16 protein-coding genes are annotated in these 18,876 nt (G+C 55.5%); all 16 read right to left on the bottom strand.

The genetic code is table 11. The annotated features are described in order from the left end of the window. Nucleotides 1–5: 5 nt before the first annotated feature. On the bottom strand, nt 6–347 hold the full coding sequence (locus DSD30_RS04570; protein WP_157967562.1) for a hypothetical protein: 342 nt from the start codon (nt 345–347) through the stop codon (nt 6–8). Nucleotides 348–614: 267 nt separating this feature from the next. Further along, nucleotides 615–1,841: a 2-oxoglutarate dehydrogenase complex dihydrolipoyllysine-residue succinyltransferase gene (odhB, locus tag DSD30_RS04565; protein WP_114008356.1), complete on the bottom strand. Its 1,227-nt coding sequence runs from the start codon at nt 1,839–1,841 to the stop codon at nt 615–617. A gap of 147 nt (nt 1,842–1,988) precedes the next feature. Beyond that, complete coding sequence (locus DSD30_RS04560; RefSeq protein ID WP_114008645.1) at nt 1,989–4,970, bottom strand: 2-oxoglutarate dehydrogenase E1 component; 2,982 nt, start codon at nt 4,968–4,970, stop codon at nt 1,989–1,991. 135 nt (nt 4,971–5,105) lie between these two features. After that, entirely contained in the window at nt 5,106–6,017 is a 912-nt protein-coding gene (gene sucD, locus DSD30_RS04555) for a succinate--CoA ligase subunit alpha (protein ID WP_114008355.1), read from the bottom strand. 4 nt (nt 6,018–6,021) lie between these two features. After that, nucleotides 6,022–7,218, bottom strand: a complete 1,197-nt coding sequence (gene sucC, locus DSD30_RS04550; RefSeq protein WP_114008354.1) for an ADP-forming succinate--CoA ligase subunit beta — start codon at nt 7,216–7,218, stop codon at nt 6,022–6,024. A 140-nt stretch (nt 7,219–7,358) separates the two neighbouring features. Then, nucleotides 7,359–8,324, bottom strand: coding sequence for a malate dehydrogenase (gene mdh, locus DSD30_RS04545; protein WP_114008353.1), 966 nt, complete (start codon nt 8,322–8,324; stop codon nt 7,359–7,361). Nucleotides 8,325–8,476: 152 nt separating this feature from the next. After that, complete coding sequence (gene zapE, locus DSD30_RS04540; protein ID WP_114008352.1) at nt 8,477–9,622, bottom strand: cell division protein ZapE; 1,146 nt, start codon at nt 9,620–9,622, stop codon at nt 8,477–8,479. Between the two features lie 361 nt (nt 9,623–9,983). Beyond that, the gene (locus tag DSD30_RS04535) at nt 9,984–10,595 is read right to left on the bottom strand and encodes an AprI/Inh family metalloprotease inhibitor (protein WP_114008351.1); all 612 of its coding nucleotides are present in this window, start codon (nt 10,593–10,595) and stop codon (nt 9,984–9,986) included. 95 nt (nt 10,596–10,690) lie between these two features. After that, entirely contained in the window at nt 10,691–11,383 is a 693-nt protein-coding gene (locus DSD30_RS04530) for an AprI/Inh family metalloprotease inhibitor (RefSeq protein ID WP_157967561.1), read from the bottom strand. Nucleotides 11,384–11,667: 284 nt separating this feature from the next. Then, nucleotides 11,668–12,756 (bottom strand): class II fructose-bisphosphate aldolase, encoded by a 1,089-nt coding sequence (gene fbaA, locus DSD30_RS04525; RefSeq protein WP_114008349.1) that lies wholly within the window; start codon nt 12,754–12,756, stop codon nt 11,668–11,670. A 235-nt stretch (nt 12,757–12,991) separates the two neighbouring features. Further along, entirely contained in the window at nt 12,992–13,441 is a 450-nt protein-coding gene (locus tag DSD30_RS04520) for an arsenate-mycothiol transferase ArsC (protein WP_114008348.1), read from the bottom strand. Nucleotides 13,442–13,807: 366 nt separating this feature from the next. Then, nucleotides 13,808–14,590 (bottom strand): succinate dehydrogenase iron-sulfur subunit, encoded by a 783-nt coding sequence (locus DSD30_RS04515; RefSeq protein ID WP_114008347.1) that lies wholly within the window; start codon nt 14,588–14,590, stop codon nt 13,808–13,810. Between the two features lie 101 nt (nt 14,591–14,691). Continuing rightward, the gene (gene sdhA, locus DSD30_RS04510) at nt 14,692–16,539 is read right to left on the bottom strand and encodes a succinate dehydrogenase flavoprotein subunit (protein ID WP_114008346.1); all 1,848 of its coding nucleotides are present in this window, start codon (nt 16,537–16,539) and stop codon (nt 14,692–14,694) included. 7 nt (nt 16,540–16,546) lie between these two features. Beyond that, on the bottom strand, nt 16,547–16,921 hold the full coding sequence (gene sdhD, locus DSD30_RS04505; protein ID WP_114008345.1) for a succinate dehydrogenase, hydrophobic membrane anchor protein: 375 nt from the start codon (nt 16,919–16,921) through the stop codon (nt 16,547–16,549). A gap of 18 nt (nt 16,922–16,939) precedes the next feature. Beyond that, the gene (gene sdhC / locus DSD30_RS04500) at nt 16,940–17,344 is read right to left on the bottom strand and encodes a succinate dehydrogenase, cytochrome b556 subunit (RefSeq protein WP_114008344.1); all 405 of its coding nucleotides are present in this window, start codon (nt 17,342–17,344) and stop codon (nt 16,940–16,942) included. Between the two features lie 449 nt (nt 17,345–17,793). Next, nucleotides 17,794–18,843, bottom strand: coding sequence for a MaoC family dehydratase (locus DSD30_RS04495; RefSeq protein WP_114008343.1), 1,050 nt, complete (start codon nt 18,841–18,843; stop codon nt 17,794–17,796). Nucleotides 18,844–18,876: the final 33 nt, after the last annotated feature.

Genomic DNA, 18,876 nt, shown 5'->3' with positions numbered 1-18,876 from the left:
TTCATTCACTCCTGAGGAAGTCTGGATCGATAGAGCGAGGTCTGTTTCACCCAGGCAAACAGCACCACGCAAAGACCGCACATCTGCAAAATTACCAAACTGCGCACGGCCTCGAAACTATCGAATTGCGAGACAAGAAAACCGGCCGCATAGAGCCAGCCAATCAGCACCAGCTCGCTTGCAAACCAAATGGAAACCACCCGAAAGAAAGACGGGCGAGACAAGACCAGAATAACCGCACCCACCACACCAAGAGCGGATACGACAGCACGCACAGGCCAGAAACTTGACGGGATCAGGTCAAACCCGGCAGGCAGGGCCGCATTGTTGGATATCGCACTGGTCACCAGAAAGCCTCCCACCAGCCAGACAAGGGCTGAGAAAATGATAAAGACGGCACAAAGCCAGCTACCTATTTTCAATGCGAAGGCCAATTCAATGCCACTCCAACCAGACAAGCCCGCTTTGGCTTGGCAATCCGGATCCCTTTGTTGCCATCCTCGGTGAGATCCCGCACCGGGACTGTCCGAAACAAGGCGTCCGAAGTTGGGTGGCTTCGGACAAAATTGGATACAGAAACGGGGCATGGCTGCCCCGTTTCCCATAACAGAATCTTAGAGATCCAACACCAGACGCTGCGGATCTTCCAGAGCTTCCTTGATGCGCACCAAGAAGGTCACGGCTTCCTTGCCGTCCACGATGCGGTGATCGTAGGACAGAGCCAGATACATCATCGGACGGATGACGATTTCGCCGTTGCGCACAACCGGACGCTCTTCAATGCGGTGCATGCCCAAAATACCGGACTGCGGCGCATTGAGGATCGGGGTGGACATCATCGAACCGTAAACACCACCGTTGGAGATGGTGAAGGTGCCGCCCTGCATTTGCTCGATCGTCAGCTTGCCGTCACGGGCAGCACGACCATAATCGCCGATGGCCTTTTCCATTTCGGCAATCGACATCTGGTCCGCATCACGCACCACCGGCACAACGAGGCCACGCGGAGAGCCAACGGCGACACCAAGATGGACAAAATGCTTGTAGATGATGTCGGTACCATCAATCTCGGCATTGACTGCCGGAATTTCCTGCAGAGCCTGACAGACCGCTTTGGCAAAGAAGCCCATGAAGCCCAGCCGGACGCCATGTTTCTTCTCGAACAGATCCTTGTATTCCTTGCGCAGATTCATCACAGCGGACATGTCGATGTCGTTGAAGGTCGTCAACATGGCTGCGGTATTCTGAGCATCTTTCAGGCGACGTGCGATGGTCTGGCGCAGCTTGGTCATCCGGACGCGTTCTTCACGCACGGCATCTTCAGCTTTCGAAGACGGACGGGCTGCAGGCGCTGAAGCAGATGCACCGCTAGGTGCCGTGGCACCAGAGGCGATGGCGTTGATCACATCACCCTTCAGGACCTGACCGCGCACACCGGAGCCAGCAACCGAAGCCGGATCGATTTTCTGTTCGGCCATCATCTTGCCAGCCGATGGCGCCGGCGGCATCGAAGTGCCTGTCGCAGCTGGCGCAGGAGCCGGAGCTGCGGGCGCCGCAGCAGGTGCAGAGGCGGCAGGGGCCGGGGCAGCGGCCCCCGCACCAGAACCTTCAATGAGCATGGCGAGCAGCGCACCCACTTCAACCGTTTCGCCTTCAGGGGCAACAATATCACCAAGGGTGCCAGCAACAGGAGCAGGCACCTCAATGGTCACTTTGTCTGTTTCCAGTTCCACCAGCGGCTCGTCTGCCTGTACCGCATCACCGGTTGCCTTGAACCACTGACCGATGGTCGCTTCGGTCACAGATTCGCCCAGAGTCGGGACTTTGATTTCCGTAGCCATTTGTTATCTCACATTCCAATTTCGCTTTGAGCCAAAGGCCGAGTCCTAAACAAGGATCTGTAGTCCATTTGGCATCGATGTCTGCGTCTATTTCCGGAAGGATCGTCTCCCCTCGATCAGGCGGGGAAGACGATCACTTCCTGTTTGTCAGTCAGCATAGGCGTCGTCGAGGAAGGCCTGCAGCTGGGCCAGATGCTTGCTCATCAGACCAGTTGCCGTCGCAGCAGAAGCTGCACGACCCACATAACGAGGCCGTTTGCAATTTGCTTCAACCTGATTGAGGACCCACTCGATATAAGGCTCGACGAAGGACCAGGAGCCCTGATTCTTCGGCTCTTCCTGACACCAGACCATGTCGGCCTGCGTGAACCGCGCCAGCTCTTTCATCAGAGCCTTTGCCGGGAACGGATAGAGCTGTTCGACGCGCAGCAAATAGACATCATTGATGCCTCGTTTCTCACGCTCTTCATACAGATCGTAGTAGACCTTGCCCGTGCACATGATGACGCGACGGATCTTGTCGTCGGTTACCAGCTTGATTTCCTGATTCGGGCGGATTTCCGCGTCATCCCACAGCACGCGGTGGAAGGTGCTGTTGGCACCAAGCTCCGCAAGGTTGGAGACGCAACGCTTGTGACGCAGAAGGCTCTTTGGCGTCATCAGCACCAAAGGCTTGCGGAAGGTCCGTTTCACCTGACGACGCAGGATGTGGAAATAGTTGGCCGGGGTCGTGCAGTTGGCAACCTGAATATTATCCTCGGCGCAGGCCTGCAGATACCGTTCCAGACGCGCAGAGCTATGCTCCGGACCCTGCCCCTCATAGCCATGTGGCAACAAAAGCGTTAGACCGGATGCCCGCAGCCATTTGCGCTCACCCGAGCTCAGGAACTGGTCAAACACAACCTGCGCCCCGTTGGCAAAGTCACCAAACTGGCCTTCCCACATGGTCAGGCTCTGCGGTTCGGAAAGTGTATAGCCATACTCGAAGCCGAGAACGGCTTCTTCGGACAGCATCGAATTGATCACTTCATAGCGCTGCTGACCGTCCGCAATATGGTTGAGCGGAATGTAGCGGCTCTCATCCTGCTGGTCATAGAGCACGGTGTGACGCTGGGAGAAGGTTCCGCGTTCACAATCCTGACCGGACAGGCGCACGGCGTGGCCTTCTTTGACCAGCGAACCGAAAGCAAGGGCTTCAGCGGTTGCCCAATCGATGCCTTCCCCGGTTTCCATCATCTTCGCCCGATTGTCGAGGAAGCGCTTGATGGTCCGGTGGACATTGAAGTCGGACGGGATGCTGGTCAGTTTTTCACCAATGGCCCGCAATTCATCAACATCAACCCCGGTTTCCCCGGAACGACGATCATCTTCGGCACTGGCGGTCGTCAGACCGGCCCACTTGCCGTCGAACCAGTCAGCCTTGTTAGGGGAGAAGCTTTGACCCGCTTCGAATTCTTCATCCAGCATCTTGCGCACATCCGCACGCATTTCTTCGATGTCCGCCTCGGAAATCACGCCTTCGGCGATTAGCTTGTCGGCATAGAGCCGCAGGCTGGTCGGATGCTGGCGGATTTTCTTATACATGATCGGCTGGGTGAAGGCAGGCTCGTCGCCCTCATTGTGGCCGAAACGACGGTAGCAGAACATATCGATGACGACAGGCTTGCCGAATTTCTGGCGAAACTCTGTTGCGATCTTGGCCGCAAACACCACCGATTCCGGATCATCCGCGTTACAATGCAGGATCGGCGCTTCAATCATCTTGGCCAGATCAGACGGATAAGGCGAAGACCGCGAGAAACGCGGGTTGGTCGTAAAGCCGATCTGGTTGTTGATGATGAAATGGATCGAACCACCGGTCTTGTGGCCTCTAAGGCCGGACAGGCCGAGGCATTCCGCCACGACGCCCTGACCGGCAAAGGCCGCATCGCCATGCAGAAGCAATGGCAGAACGGTCGTGCGATCCACTTCCGTCGTCTCGATGAACGGACCATCACCGGCCGCGATCTGATCCTGTTTGGCGCGGGCCTTGCCCAGAACCACAGGATTGACGATCTCAAGGTGGGACGGGTTGGCCGTCAGAGACAAATGGACGTTGTTGTCATCGAACGAACGGTCGGATGACGCACCCAGATGATATTTCACATCGCCAGAGCCTTCCACATCGTCAGGCGCATAGGAACCGCCCTTGAATTCGTGGAAAATGGCGCGATGGGGTTTGCCCATCACCTGGCTAAGCACGTTCAAGCGACCGCGGTGAGCCATACCGAACACGATTTCCTGAACACCGAGCGCACCACCACGCTTGATGATCTGTTCCAGAGCCGGGATCAACGCCTCACCACCATCAAGGCCGAAGCGCTTGGTGCCGGTATATTTCAGATCGAGAAACTTCTCGAAGCCTTCTGCTTCGACCAGCTTGTAGAGAATGGCCTTCTTGCCTTCCTTGGTGAAGGCAATCTGCTTGTCCGGACCCTCGATGCGTTCCTGAATCCACGACTTTTCAGCCGGATCGGAAATATGCATGAACTCCACACCCAGCGTGGAGCAATAGGTCCGTCGCAGAATTTCAAGCATCTCCGGAATGGTCGCGAATTCCAGACCCAACACGAAGTCGATGAAGATCTTGCGATCATAATCCGCTTCGGTAAAGCCATAGGACGACGGATGCAATTCTTCGTGATCCTTCGCCTCGGCCAACTTCAATGGATCAAGATCCGCATGCAGGTGACCGCGCATGCGATAGGCACGGATCATCATCAACGCATGAACGGAATCGCGCGTTGCCTGCAACACCGCCTCATCGGTCAACTCGAAGCCCTGCTTCTGCGCCTTGGTCTTCAGCTTGTCGCCGATCGCCTTCTCGTCGATTCCATAATCGCCGAGGGCAGAAACCATGTCGCCCGATTCCGCAAGCGGCCAGTCCTTGCGTTGCCAGGATGCACCCTTGGCATTCGCAATCACATCGCTTCGGTTATCTTCCAAGTCCTTGAAGAATATCTGCCATTCCTGTTCCAGAGAAGCGGGGTTCTCCTGATAACGGGCATAGAGATCTTCAATATAATTCGCGTTGCCTCCATAAAGGAAGGAGGTTCCCGCGAACGCTTCATTTGCGTCCTGACGTGCCATCGCCACCATAACCGAACCTTCGCCCGGTACTCTTCATCTCAATGTCGGCACCATTGCCGACTGATAGGGGGAAATCATGAGACGGAAGGGGGATCCCGCCTCATGACGGTGTCATAGTGTCGCAGTGTCGCGCTTTTACTTGCCGTTGAGCAAGTCAACCAAAGTGGTACCCAAGCTCGCAGGAGACGGAGAAACGCGGATCCCTGCGTCTTCCATCGCTACGATTTTGCTCTCGGCACCACCCTTGCCACCAGAAATAACGGCGCCAGCGTGACCCATCGTGCGGCCCGGAGGAGCCGTACGACCTGCGATGAAACCGACCATCGGTTTCTTGCGACCCTTGGCCGCCTGTTCTTTCAACCATGCAGCGGCTTCTTCCTCGGCAGACCCGCCAATCTCGCCGATCATGATGATCGACTCGGTTTCGGGGTCATCAAGGAACATGTCCAGCACGTCGATAAATTCGGTGCCCTTGACCGGATCACCGCCTATACCCACAGCGGTGGACTGGCCAAGACCGGCATTGGTGGTCTGGAAGACCGCCTCATAGGTCAGCGTGCCGGAGCGCGACACGATGCCCACAGACCCACGCTTGAAGATAGCACCCGGCATGATGCCGATCTTGCACTCATCTGGGGTCAGAATGCCCGGGCAGTTTGGACCGAGCAGGCGGGAGTTGGATTTCTCAAGGCGGCTTTTGACCCGCACCATGTCGAGCACCGGAATGCCCTCGGTGATGCAGATGATAAACGGAATGTCCGCATCAATCGCTTCGATAATCGCATTCGCAGCCCCTGCAGGCGGCACATAGACCACCGATGCATTGGCACCGGTTGCGTCCTTGGCTTCCTTGACGCTGGCATAGATCGGCAGATCCGGCACACCCTCGACTTCGCTGATCCAGCTGTTGCCACCCTTTTTGGGATGCACGCCAGCCACCATCTGGGTGCCCGCATATTGCAGCGCCTGAATGGTGTGGAACCGACCGGTTTTGCCCGTCAGGCCCTGAACGATGATTTTGGTATTCTTGTCTACGAGAATGGACATCGAATTACGCCCCCTTCACAGCAGCAACGATCTTCTGCGCTGCGTCATTCAGATCATCGGCAGGGATCACGTTGAGATCGCTATCATTGATGAGCTTTTTGCCTTCATTCACACGGGTGCCTTCCAGACGCACCACAAGCGGCACCTGCAGGCCCACTTCGCGAACAGCAGACAGAACGCCCTCGGCAATGGTGTCACAGCGCATGATGCCGCCGAAAATATTCACCAGAATGCCCTGCACGTTCGGATCGGAGGTAATGATCTTGAAGGCAGCGGCCACTTTCTGGGCCGTTGCGCCACCACCAACATCAAGGAAGTTGGCAGGCTCGCCACCATACAGCTTGATGATGTCCATGGTCGCCATGGCAAGACCGGCACCATTCACCATGCAGCCGATATTGCCTTCAAGGGCAACATAGGCGAGCTCATGATTGAAGGCTTCGATTTCCTTGTCGTCCTCTTCGGTCATGTCGCGCAGCTCAAGCAACTGCGGATGACGGAACAGGGCGTTGCCATCAAACGAGACCTTGGCATCCAGAACCGTCAAATGGCCCTTGCCATTGATGATCAGCGGATTGATCTCCAGCATGGCCATGTCTTTTTCGACGAATTCCGCATACAACATCGGGAACAGCACAAGGCCATCCTCACGCGCGGTGCCCTCAAGGCCCAGCTTGTCACAAATCTGGAGCGCCATTTCGACGGTCACGCCATGATCCGGATTGACGGGCAGATTGAGGATTTTTTCCGGGGTTTCGTCCGCAACCTTCTCGATATCCATGCCACCTTCGGTGGATACGATGAAGGTGACCTGACCACAGCCACGATCGACCAGAAGCGACAGATACATCTCTTTTTCGATGTCGGATCCATCTTCAATATAAATGCGATGAACCTGTTTGCCTTCAGGACCGGTCTGCTCGGTAACAAGATGCGCCCCTAGCATCTTCTGGGCATTTTCGATCGCTTCTTCTTTCGAGAAGCAGACACGAACGCCGCCTTTTTCACCAGCCGACTCTTCGACAAACTTGCCCTTACCACGCCCACCGGCATGAATCTGGGACTTGACCACCCAGACGGGTCCAGGCAGCGTCTCTACGGCAGCAGCTGCTTCATCCGCGGAATAGATCACGACACCGTTAGAAACGGGCGCACCAAATCCCTTCAGAATGGCCTTCGCCTGATACTCATGAATATTCATGGGATCTCCCCTTCAATTGCGACCGACCCGGCACGTTTGAGTGAGCAGCTAGATGCCGAGAAGCCGTCTTCGATAGTGCAAAACGCGCCCCTCTGCCAGACGGCCAACAATGTCTGACAGAGGAACGGATTTGCTTGTTGTTAGTCGGCCAGATCCGGGGAGATGCGCTGGCAGGCCTCAATAAGGCCTTTCACCGAATCCACGGAATGATCGAACTGTGCTTTCTCGTCTTTATCGAGAGTGATTTCCACGATGCGCTCGATGCCGCCGGCACCGATCACGGTTGGAACGCCGACATACATGCCGTCAACACCATATTCCCCGGACAGGTAAGCGGCACATGGCAGCACGCGCTTCTTGTCTTTGAGGTAGGATTCAGCCATTGCAATGGCAGAGGCGGCAGGCGCATAGAAGGCGGAACCGGTTTTCAGCAGTTTGACGATCTCAGCACCACCATCGCGGGTGCGCTGTACGATTTCATCAAGACGGCTCTGTTCGATCCAGCCCATTTTGACAAGATCGGTCAGAGGAACACCGGCAACGGTGGAATAACGGGTCAACGGAACCATGGTATCGCCATGACCGCCGAGAACGAAGGCCGTGACGTCCTGTACAGAAACGTCAAACTCATCCGCCAGGAAATAACGGAAACGGGCAGAGTCAAGAACGCCAGCCATGCCAACGACCTTGTTGGTCGGCAGGCCGGAGAATTTCTGCAGAGCCCAGACCATCGCATCAAGCGGGTTGGTAATACAGATAACGAAAGCATCCGGAGCATATTTGCCAATGCCGGCACCAACCTGCTGCATGACCTTGAGGTTGATTTCAACCAGGTCATCGCGGCTCATGCCAGGCTTACGAGGAACACCGGCGGTAACGATGACAACATCGGCACCAGCGATTGCTTCGTAAGTCTGGGTGCCAGAGAATTTGGCATCAAAACCGTCAACCGGAGAAGATTCTGCGATATCCAGAGACTTGCCTTCCGGCATGCCTTCCGCGATATCGAACAGGACAATGTCGCCCATTTCATTCAGACCAGCCAGATGTGCCAAAGTACCACCAATCTGACCCGAACCAATCAGAGCAATTTTCTTCCTCGCCATAACAGTTATTTCCCTTAACGTTAGGTTCTCCCAAAAGCTGGGAATGGATGGCTGTGAGTACCGCGAATCCTAGGCTCTTTCAAGTCGCACAAAGTTTTAAATCCCTAAAAAAGCCCATGGATTTTCGTCACTTAACGTTTACGTAAGCGATACTACAGCGTGCCGCCGTGCGACAAATAGTCACGTGACTGCATTTCAACTAATCTCGATGTGGTACGAGCGAACTCGAAAGCCTCCGTCCCATGATCATCAAGATACAAATCAAATGGTGACGCAACGGCAGTTGCTATCAGCCGAATTTGATTGTCATACAAGGTATCGATGAGGGTTATGAACCGCTTTGCTTCATTTCTGTTTGTGCGACTTAAGTATGAGATATCCTCAAGAAATATCGTGTGATAGAGCGAACACAGCCGCAAGTAATCAGAAGCCCCTAAGGGATTTGCGCAAAGATCATTGAAAGTGAACCGGGCAATGCCGTGATAAGCCTGTGGCACATGGATGGTTCGCCCCTGATTGACGACCGCATCACTGGGCGCCTTCGCCCCACCGATCAGTTGCGCCCACATCCATTGAAAGCGTTTCGCGGTGTCGGCATTGAGAGGATGCAAATAGACCTCCTCACCGCCAAGCTTCTCCATGCGAAAATCGGTTCGGGATTGAAGCTGCTCGACATCGCATTGGCGCATCAGAAGATCGAGGAAAGGCAGAAAGAGCTGGCGATTGAGGCCATCCTTGTAAAGCTGGCTTGGCTCGACATTCGAGGTCGCCACCATCACCACCCCTTTCTCGAACAGACGCGAGAAAAGGCGCCCGAGCAGCATCGCATCCGCAATGTCGGTGACGGAAAATTCATCGAAGCACAAGAGCTGCACCTCTTCAGCCAGATCATCTGCCACCGGGCGGATCGGGTCATCGCCATCGATCTTGCCACTGGCAATGTCTGCCCGCGCCTGCTTGATCCGCTCATGCATGTCGCGCATGAACTCATGAAAATGGAACCGTCCCTTGCGCCGCATTGGCAGCACTTCATAGAACAGATCCATCACCATCGTCTTGCCGCGTCCGACATCGCCCCAGATATAGAGACCTTTAACGCTTTCCGGCGCCTGCCGCTTGGCAAACAGCCAGCCCAGAGAGGAGGTTTTGCGAGACAGGCGCTTCTGGGTCAGGCATTCCAGCAACTGATCGAACCGCTGGGCAAGGGCGCGCTGCGCGTCATCGAGATCGATCTCTCCATGCTCAACCTTGCTATCATACAGGTCCGAAACCGAATAGAGTCCCAGTTCGCTACTCAATGCGCTGTCCTTTTCTTGTCTGCAACTTGGGGCAGGTCACGAAGCCCGATCTCTGCCAGACCGCCCCGACATGCACGCACAGCATTGACTGTCAGCTTGATCAGCCAGCGTCCGGACCCCGTCGGAACGTGACCATAGGAGACGCCCCTGACAGCAAGCTGACCTCAGCAGATCCATTCAACCAACTGTCCCGACCGGACATGCCATGAAATTCCAAAAATCCACTTAATCCGATCTGCAACAAATATGAACGGTACGTAAGTGGTCGCGACATTAGTGCAAGCGGCAGCACAAGAAAATTCGATCAAAGCAGTAAATACAATTCCGGGCCTCACGTGATTGTGACGGCCCGGATACAAGATCATCGGAAAAGGGAAACTGCGCGGCCGTCCTGACTGGCCTGCCCGTCAAAGCGCCCCGGCGCCAACGAGAAGAGGGTCGCCATTGGCGTCACCCCATCTTCGGCAATCAGCAGCACTTGCTTGTCGTTCAGGCGCCAGGCATTGATCCGCTGTAGATCCGCCGAAGCACAGCCCCGCGTCGATGCGCGATAGCCGCCATTCCAGTTGGTCAGATTGACATTCAGCTTACACTGCTCCGCACCGGAAGCCAGCGTCCATGCGCCAAGCAGATCGGTCCGTTTCAAAGCGCGCGCAGACCCTGGCGTTGCCATGGCCGTTGTCACTTGCCCCGGAACCTGACCCGGAACCTGACCTGGAACCTGGCCAGCCTGAGGCTGCAATTCAGCCTCGGCCCCCATGGCATTGTTGATCGGCTGGTTGCCCTGTGGCAGCGCATTCGGATCGGCTTGGCCGTTGCCAAGTACCAGCGGGCTCAGCCCCTGACTTTCGACAGGAGTCGTCGGCGCTGGCGGCAAGGACGCAGCATTGTTTCTTCCAAACCGATCAAACCCGGCCGTCGAGCAGCCCGCAAGCAGCACCGCAAAACACCCGAGTGCGCAATAGCGAATCATACCATTCTCCTTCAGACACCTGCCTCTAGAGTCATATCTTAATATGGTATTATCAAGGAGATAAGGTTAGGAGTCAGTAAATAGGCGCACAAAGCCTAGCTTTTGCTGAGGACAAGTGTTTCGCCACGCTGATCGACACCGATCCATTTGTCGGTACCCCGCGACCGCAACTTGACGATGTCGTCCCCCATATGATCCCGCAGCACCAGTTGATCTCCTAGTGCCAGCCAGCTGTCCAGCATGAACAGACTTGTGGGGCATGATGAGTTGCCATAGGCCTTGTGCCCTGAACCGGACGTGCCCTCTTCGAGCACCAACTCACACTGCTCGGTCAAACCGAGATAGGCACCGATCTTCTGCACCTTTGCCTTGGCCTTGTGTGCACCGGGCACCAGCACCCAACGTCCAACAAACGGCTTGAGACTTGTCTGCTCGGTGGTGATCTGTGTCTGCTCACCGAGAGCCTCGGCATAAGCTTGCTCAATCTCACTTGACTTGTTCTCGAAGGCGGCATCAGCCGAGGCAATGGCAAGAATAGCATCATCACCCTTGTCGAACTTCTCGGACTTGACCAGCGCCGCACGATCAGATTTGGCCCCGACCGAATCCGTGTCGGCCTGCCCGCTCTGGGAAGGATCGACGATTGGCGGCAATTGTGAAGCATCCAGCGGAATGGTGGATCGAGCCTGCACACCCGACTTGTCGAGGTCAGCACCGCCAGAGACAGCACACCCACCAAGCGCAACCACGCACATCAACAATGCAAAAAGAGACGTAGACTTCGTCACAGATCGATCCTGATTTCATCCATTCTCAGCCAGAAGCGGAGGAATTGTTTCCTGTTATGCCACTTTCTGACCAAAAATCCAAATCGCAACGGTTGAATTGATAACAGGGCCGACCGGGGAGCGCAAAATCTTTTTTGGCCAAGCGGTTTTTTACGTAAACGACACTGCGGAGATCTCAGAGTTCCAACGGTGAGACAGGCATGAAAAACCTCCCGAATGAAATCATCCGGGAGGTCAAAATCTATCATCCAAACGCCTGCAACACCTGCTGCAGAAGCGGGTTATCAGGCATCGAGGGATGCGACCGAACGGCCAGCAGAGCCTAGATCCTGCATGGCTTCCTCGACACGGGCAACCATGCCAAGCTCACCGGCACGCAGCCATTTGCGAGGATCGTAATACTTCTTGTATGGGGTCGCGTCTTCCGGATCCACCTGATGCTTGAAGGCAATCGGCTTCTCGTCGACCTTGGCAGCCACGGCTTCTGCGTAAGCGAACTGAATGTCGGTATCCAGATTCATCTTGAACACGCCATAGGAGACGGCTTCGGCAATCTGTTCCTTGGAAGACCCGGAACCACCATGGAAGACGAGGCTCAATGGCTTCTCGCCACCGCCGCGCTCTTTGGACACCAGAGCCTGAGAATGTTTCAGGATTTCAGGGCGCAGCTTGACGTTGCCCGGCGCATAGACACCATGGACGTTGCCGAAGGAAGCAGCCACGGTGAAGTGACCGATCTTGGACAGTTCATCATAGGCATACAGCACGTCTTCCGGCTGGGTGTAGAGGTTCGGATTTTCTGCATCCCCCTCTTCGAGCTCTTTGCCGATACCATCTTCTTCGCCACCAGTGACGCCCAGCTCGATTTCAAGGCTCATACCCATCGGAGCCATGCGCTTGAGATAGTCTGCACAGGTGCCAACATTGTCCTCGAGGGACTCTTCAGACAGGTCAATCATGTGCGAGGTATAGAGCGGACGACCGGTCGCGGCAAAATGCTTCTCGCCATGATCCAACAGACCGTCGACCCAAGGCAGAAGCTTGCGGTTGCAGTGGTCGGTATGCAGAACAACGCAGATGCCATATTCTTCAGCCAGCAAGTGAACATGCTGAGCAATGGACACAGAGCCGAGCACCCGCGCGCGCATCGCGTCAGGCGCACCCTGACCAGCATAGAACTGCGCACCACCGTTGGACATCTGCACGATGATGTCCGACTTGGCTTTGGCGGCCGCTTCCAGAACGGCATTGAGGCTGTTTGTACCGGTCACGTTGACGGCAGGCAGCGCGTATCCACCTTCCTTGCAGGCTTCCAGAAGTTGCAAATATTCGTCGCCTGTGACGACGCCGGGGCGCAGTTTGATTCCGCTCACGCTGATATCTCCTGTAGTGTCTTTGAAATGAATGAAGACTTGCTAATCGAATAGAGCATTCCCCTGCCTTCGTCTAGCAACATCAGACAAAAGTAGAATATATTTTCGCTGGTTGGAACGGATTTTTACACCCCTGTGAAGATCCTTATATCCCCGCTCAGCAGAGCACAGGCACCGGACCGACGCCCCAGCCACAGTCCCCGCAACATGGGACGGACAATCAATCCTCCGAGCTCTAGGCGGCCCGAATTCCGGGCAATTGTCCATTGGCCAGTGCCCGGTCGAGCGCCAGTTGCAGATCAGCGAAGCAGGAGCGCAGTGCCCGCCGACTGCCCGCCGGAGCGTCTGCGTGACCGGCCTCACCGACATGCAGGGTCAACACCGTAGGCCGATTGGCAAACAGCGGCATCTTGTAGGCCTTGACCATCGGCGCGAAACGAATGATCAGATCAATGTGTGGTGAATAGGGTTGCAGAAAGATATCGATCGGCTTGGGGCAATAATCCTCAGGCGCAAACTTCTCTTCGCGCAGCACATCAAAGAGCTTTCTCGACAGAGCGGCATCAGGCTCAAAACCGGCACTGAAAGCCCTGACAGCTTCCTGATGATGATTGAAATAGGCTTCGGCCAGAATGCTGCGACCATTGTTATGTTCATCGACAAACAGGATATTCGTTTGCAGCATGTGAGCCTCCCTCACTGAGATTGCAAAAATGACTTGGTGCCTGATTGACTTTTAGTGCCGGAATAAAGACTGGCACCTGAGTGACGGCTGGTGCCCGATGGCGAAGTAACCCACTTTTCCTACAGCCCCATGACAGGGATCGCGGCTGACCGCTTGTTATACAAAAATAATTTAATTGTTACGCAATAAGAGAATTTGGAAATTTTGATATCACCTACTTACAAGATGCAAGGATTGCAACTCCAAATCTTGCAATCCAGAGATTGAATGGCAACAAAGCAAACAAAAAGGCCGCTCCGAGAAACGGAACGGCCTTTCTAAATGTGTTTTGAGTCTTGCACCACGCGGTGCGCAACCAGCCTTCGCTTAAATCGAACGCTCGACGAGCATACGTTTGATCTCGGCAATTGCCTTGGCCGGGTTCAAGCCTTTCGGGCACACCTTGGTGCAGTTCATGATGGTGTGGCAACGGAAGGCACCAAACACATCATCAACCTGATCAAGACGTTTGCCGGTATATTCGTCGCGGCTGTCGATGATCCAGCGATAGGCTTGCAGCAACGCAGCAGGGCCAAGATACCGTTCGCCATTCCACCAGTAGGATGGGCAGGAGGTCGAGCAGCTGGCGCACAGAACACACTCATAAAGACCATCGAGCTTGGCGCGGTCTTCGTGGCTCTGTAGCCATTCGGTTTCCGGCGCGGGCGTGTCGGTCTTCAGATAAGGTTCGACAGCGGCATGCTGGGCATAGAAATTGTTCAGATCCGGCACCAGATCCTTGACCACCATCATATGCGGCAGTGGATAGATCTTGATGACCTTGCTCTTCACCTGATCCATACCGAAGGTACAGGCCAGCGTGTTGGCCCCATCGATATTCATTGCACAGGAACCACAGATCCCTTCGCGGCAAGAGCGGCGCAGGGTCAGGGTTGGATCGATCTTGTCTTTGATATACAGCAGACCATCCAGCACCATCGGGCCGCAATCTTCGCGGTCGACAAAGTAGGTGTCCATCTGTGGGTTTTTGCCGTCGTCAGGATTCCAGCGGTAAATGCTGAACTCGGTCAAGTTGGTCGCGCCTTCAGGCTTTGGCCAAGTCTTGCCTTCCTTGATCACTGAATTTTTCGGCAGCGCAAGTTCAACCATCTTTTCGCTCCGTTATCGGGTCTCGTCCAGATCGTTCCCAACGATCATGGACATCAAATTCGAAAAGGCCGGGCAGCCAGAGCTGCCCGACAGCGGGCGCATCAATAGACGCGGGCTTTCGGCGCAATCTTGGCCGGATCGATGCCACCTTCATCAGGGGTGGTCAGCGGATCCAGAACGACCGGACGATAGTCGAGGCGCGTGGTGCCATCTTCTTCCAGCCATGCCAGCGTATGTTTGCGCCAGTTTTCGTCGTCACGACCACCCATCGGACCATCTTTATAGTCTTCACGAGCGTGCGCGCCGCGGCTTTCCTTACGGGCTTCAGCGCCGACAACCGTTGGCAGAGCGTTGGCCATCAGGTTCTGAAGTTCGAGGGATTCCATCAAATCCGAGTTCCAGACCAGCGAACGGTCGGACACATTCATGTCAGCCATTTCGCCCCAGAGATCTTTCATCTCCTTGCAACCCTGCTCGAGCGTTTCCTGTGTACGGAACACGGCAGCGTTGTTCTGCATGCTCTTCTGCATTTTCAGGCGCAGATCAGCAGTCGGAGTTGGACCGTTGGCATGACGGACATTATCGAAATTGTCCATGATCTTGTCGAAGCAAGCCAGATTCGGCGTTGGGATCGCAGCTTCCTTGTCAATGACTTCCGCTGCCTTGATCGCCGCCGCACGGCCAAAGACCACAAGGTCGATCAGGGAGTTGGAACCAAGACGGTTGGCGCCATGAACGGACGCACAGGCAGCTTCACCCACAGCCATCAGGCCCGGTGCAACGGCATTTGGATCATCTTTGGTCGGTGCCAGCACTTCACCCCAATAGTTGGTTGGAATACCACCCATATTGTAGTGAACGGTCGGCAGAACCGGAATCGGTTCCTTGGTCAGATCGACGCCGGCAAAGATTTCCGCACTTTCGGAAATGCCCGGCAGACGCTCAGCCAGAATGGCCGGATCGAGGTGATCCAGATGCAGGAAGATATGGTCTTTATCAGGACCAACACCGCGGCCTTCACGGATCTCCATGGTCATGCAGCGCGAGACAACGTCACGCGAGGCCAGATCCTTGGCAGATGGCGCATAACGCTCCATGAAGCGCTCGCCTTCGGAGTTGACCAGATAGCCACCCTCACCGCGGGCACCCTCGGTGATCAGACAGCCAGAGCCGTAGATGCCGGTTGGGTGGAACTGAACGAATTCCATATCCTGCAGTGGCAGACCAGCGCGGGCCACCATGGCGTTGCCGTCACCCGTGCAGGTGTGGGCCGAGGTTGCAGAGAAGTAGGCGCGGCCATAACCACCGGTGCCGATCACAACCATTTTCGCATTGAAGCGATGGATGGTGCCATCGTCGAGGTTCCAGGCAACCACGCCTTCACAAACGCCATCATCACTCATCATCAGATCAAGCGCGAAATACTCGATGTAGAATTCGGCATTGTTGCGGATCGACTGGCCATAGAGGGTATGCAGGATCGCGTGACCGGTACGGTCAGCGGCAGCGCAGGTACGCTGAACGGCGGGACCTTCACCGAAATTCTGCATGTGGCCACCGAACGGACGCTGATAGATGCGGCCTTCGTCGGTACGCGAGAAAGGCACACCATAATGCTCAAGCTCGTAAACCGCCTTTGGCGCTTCACGGGCGAGATATTCCATGGCGTCGGTATCACCGAGCCAATCCGAGCCCTTGACGGTGTCAAACATGTGCCACTGCCAATGGTCAGGACCCATATTTTGCAAGGAGGCAGCGATACCACCCTGTGCGGCAACCGTGTGTGAACGGGTTGGGAAAACCTTGGTCACACAAGCGGTACGCAGGCCCTGCTCGGCCATGCCGAGTGTCGCACGCAGACCGGCACCACCGGCGCCGACGACGACAACGTCATGATAGTGGTCGTGAACCGTGTAGGCCCGGCCATTGATGCTGTAAGAACTTGCCATCGGTCTATTAACCCCCAAATGACACTTTGAGCACCGCGAACAGACAGGCGGCACCGACAACGGTGGAAAGGAAGAAGCTGGCGATCTTAGCAGAGGTCCGGAAGAGCTGGTTCTGCAGATAGTCTTCGGTGATCGTCAACGACCCTTGATACATGTGATAGCAACCCACAATCACGTAAAGCAGCAGCAGGATGGCAGCCACCGGATGGCCCACCAGCGCTTTGGCGCTTGCATAATCGGAGTTCAGTGCTTTGATGACAAACCAGACGAAGCCGATGCTCAGAAAGATCAGGCAGACGGATGTCAGGCGCATCGCCCAGTGGTGCTCGGTGCCATGATGGCTAGAGCCAAGACCACGGATGGTTTTGATAGGTGTTTTCATGTGTCTCACTCCCCGGCTTTACAATGCGGCATAGCCGATAACCCAGATCAGGCCGGTCAGCACGACGCCGCCAATCAGAGTTGCGCGATACAGGAATTCGATCTGCGGCTTTTCAATCATCGCAGGCACATCCCAGATGAAGTGGCGAATGCCACCCAGCATGTGATGCATCAGCGCCCAGGTAAAGCCGAACAGAACCAGACGTCCAAGGATCGAGCCCCACAGCATCTGTGCGGTTTCGAAAGCCTCGGGGCCAGCTGCAAGAGAGATCAGCCAATAGGCAAGGAAAAAGGTACCAGCATAGAGTGCGACACCGGACATGCGGTGACTGATGGAGATGGCCATCGAAAAGGTGACCTTGTAGGCACCCTGCTGAACGTGGGGAGAAATCGGGCGTTTGCCCTTCAGGTCGACGTCTGTCATATTTTTCGGTCCTCGACAGGTGACGCTTACGTAAGAAGCAACCGTAAGATTGGTTGACTAGCTCAAAGTCATACCGACAAAAGAGCTTTTGGTCAAAGCCAGTGACGATCAAATCATACGACTTTGGCCTAAAAGTTACACAAACGGAAACCGTCTGCGCGCGCGGCTACGCGATCAGTACATGACACCTTCTAAAAGATAGGTTACCCGCTGGTCGTTGATCTGGATCGCATTTTGAACAAGTGGGATAACTTTTTTCTCCTCACTTGGTACAATTGACAATCAAAAGGCACCCTTGAGCGACACAAGACACAGCTATGGCGTCATCGTTCCAGCATGGGCCGGTTGTGACGATGCAACAAGGCACAATTCAGCAACCCACCTATCGACTAATAGCATAAGTATATCAGTATTTTACACTAGAAAACCAGAGATCACATGCAGCACCACTAGCGGGGCAGCAGCACCCAGAGATCGAGATCCAAAATCACCGCTTGTGCATAACCGGCCTCGTCCTTGCCGGGATAAGTCACGCAGGAACAGTCCTTCGTGGCAAAGAGTCGCAACCGCAGGGCACCGACATCATCGCGTCCGGGCAATTCCGCCTTGTCCAGCACCTCCGACCAGGCAAACACCGTGTCACCGGCAAAAAGCGGCGCCACATGACGGCCACCATTGATAGCAGCCACATGAAACGCGTTGCCGAGCCCATTGAAGGACAGGGCCCGCGCCAACGAAATGACATGCCCGCCATAAATCAGCCTGCGACCAAAGCGCCCCTGCCCTTCCGTGAACTGGTTGAAATGCACCTTGGCGGTGTTCTGATAGAGCCGGGTCGCCATTTGATGCTCGGCTTCTTCCACGGTCATGCCATCCACATGATCGATTCGCTCGCCAATCTCATAATCGCCCCACAGATGCGGCGAGCCGGACAAAGCCAGATCGAAGCCATCGACATCAAGCACAGGCACCGCGTCCCCCAGACTGTCCGCGCCAAGGGCCTTGGGCAGCAAGGGCACGTGATCATGCCCGGTCGGCGTTTCAGGCTCTTTCTTGCGCACCATCACCCAGCGCACATAATCCAGCACCACGTCCCCGTGCTGATTGACGCCGGTCGAGCGCACATAGACGACCCCGGTCTTGCCGTTGGAATTTTCCTTCAGGCCAATCACCTCGGACTGGGCCGACAGGCTGTCCCCCGGATAGACCGGCACAAGGAAGCGACAGCCCGCATAACCCAGATTGGCCACCGCATTGAGCGAAATGTCCGGCACCGTCTTGCCGAACACGATGTGAAAGACCAGCAGATCATCAATCGGCGCGCGCTCATAGCGAATGGCCCGGGCAAAAGCATCCGAACTCTGCACCGCAAAGCGCGACCCATAGAGCGCCGTATAGAGCGACGCGTCGCCGGTGGTCACCGTGCGCGGGGTCGCATGGCGAATGATCTGACCGATGGAAAAATCCTCGAAATAATTGCCCGGATTGGTCTTGCTCATCTTTATCCTCCCTCAGACGCATGGAATAGTGTC

The organism is Cohaesibacter intestini (genome assembly GCF_003324485.1).
In the GTDB taxonomy this organism is placed as follows: domain Bacteria; phylum Pseudomonadota; class Alphaproteobacteria; order Rhizobiales; family Cohaesibacteraceae; genus Cohaesibacter; species Cohaesibacter intestini.
The sequence above is the reverse complement of the archived record's forward strand: the minus strand, read 5'-3'. Positions and strand labels throughout refer to the sequence as shown.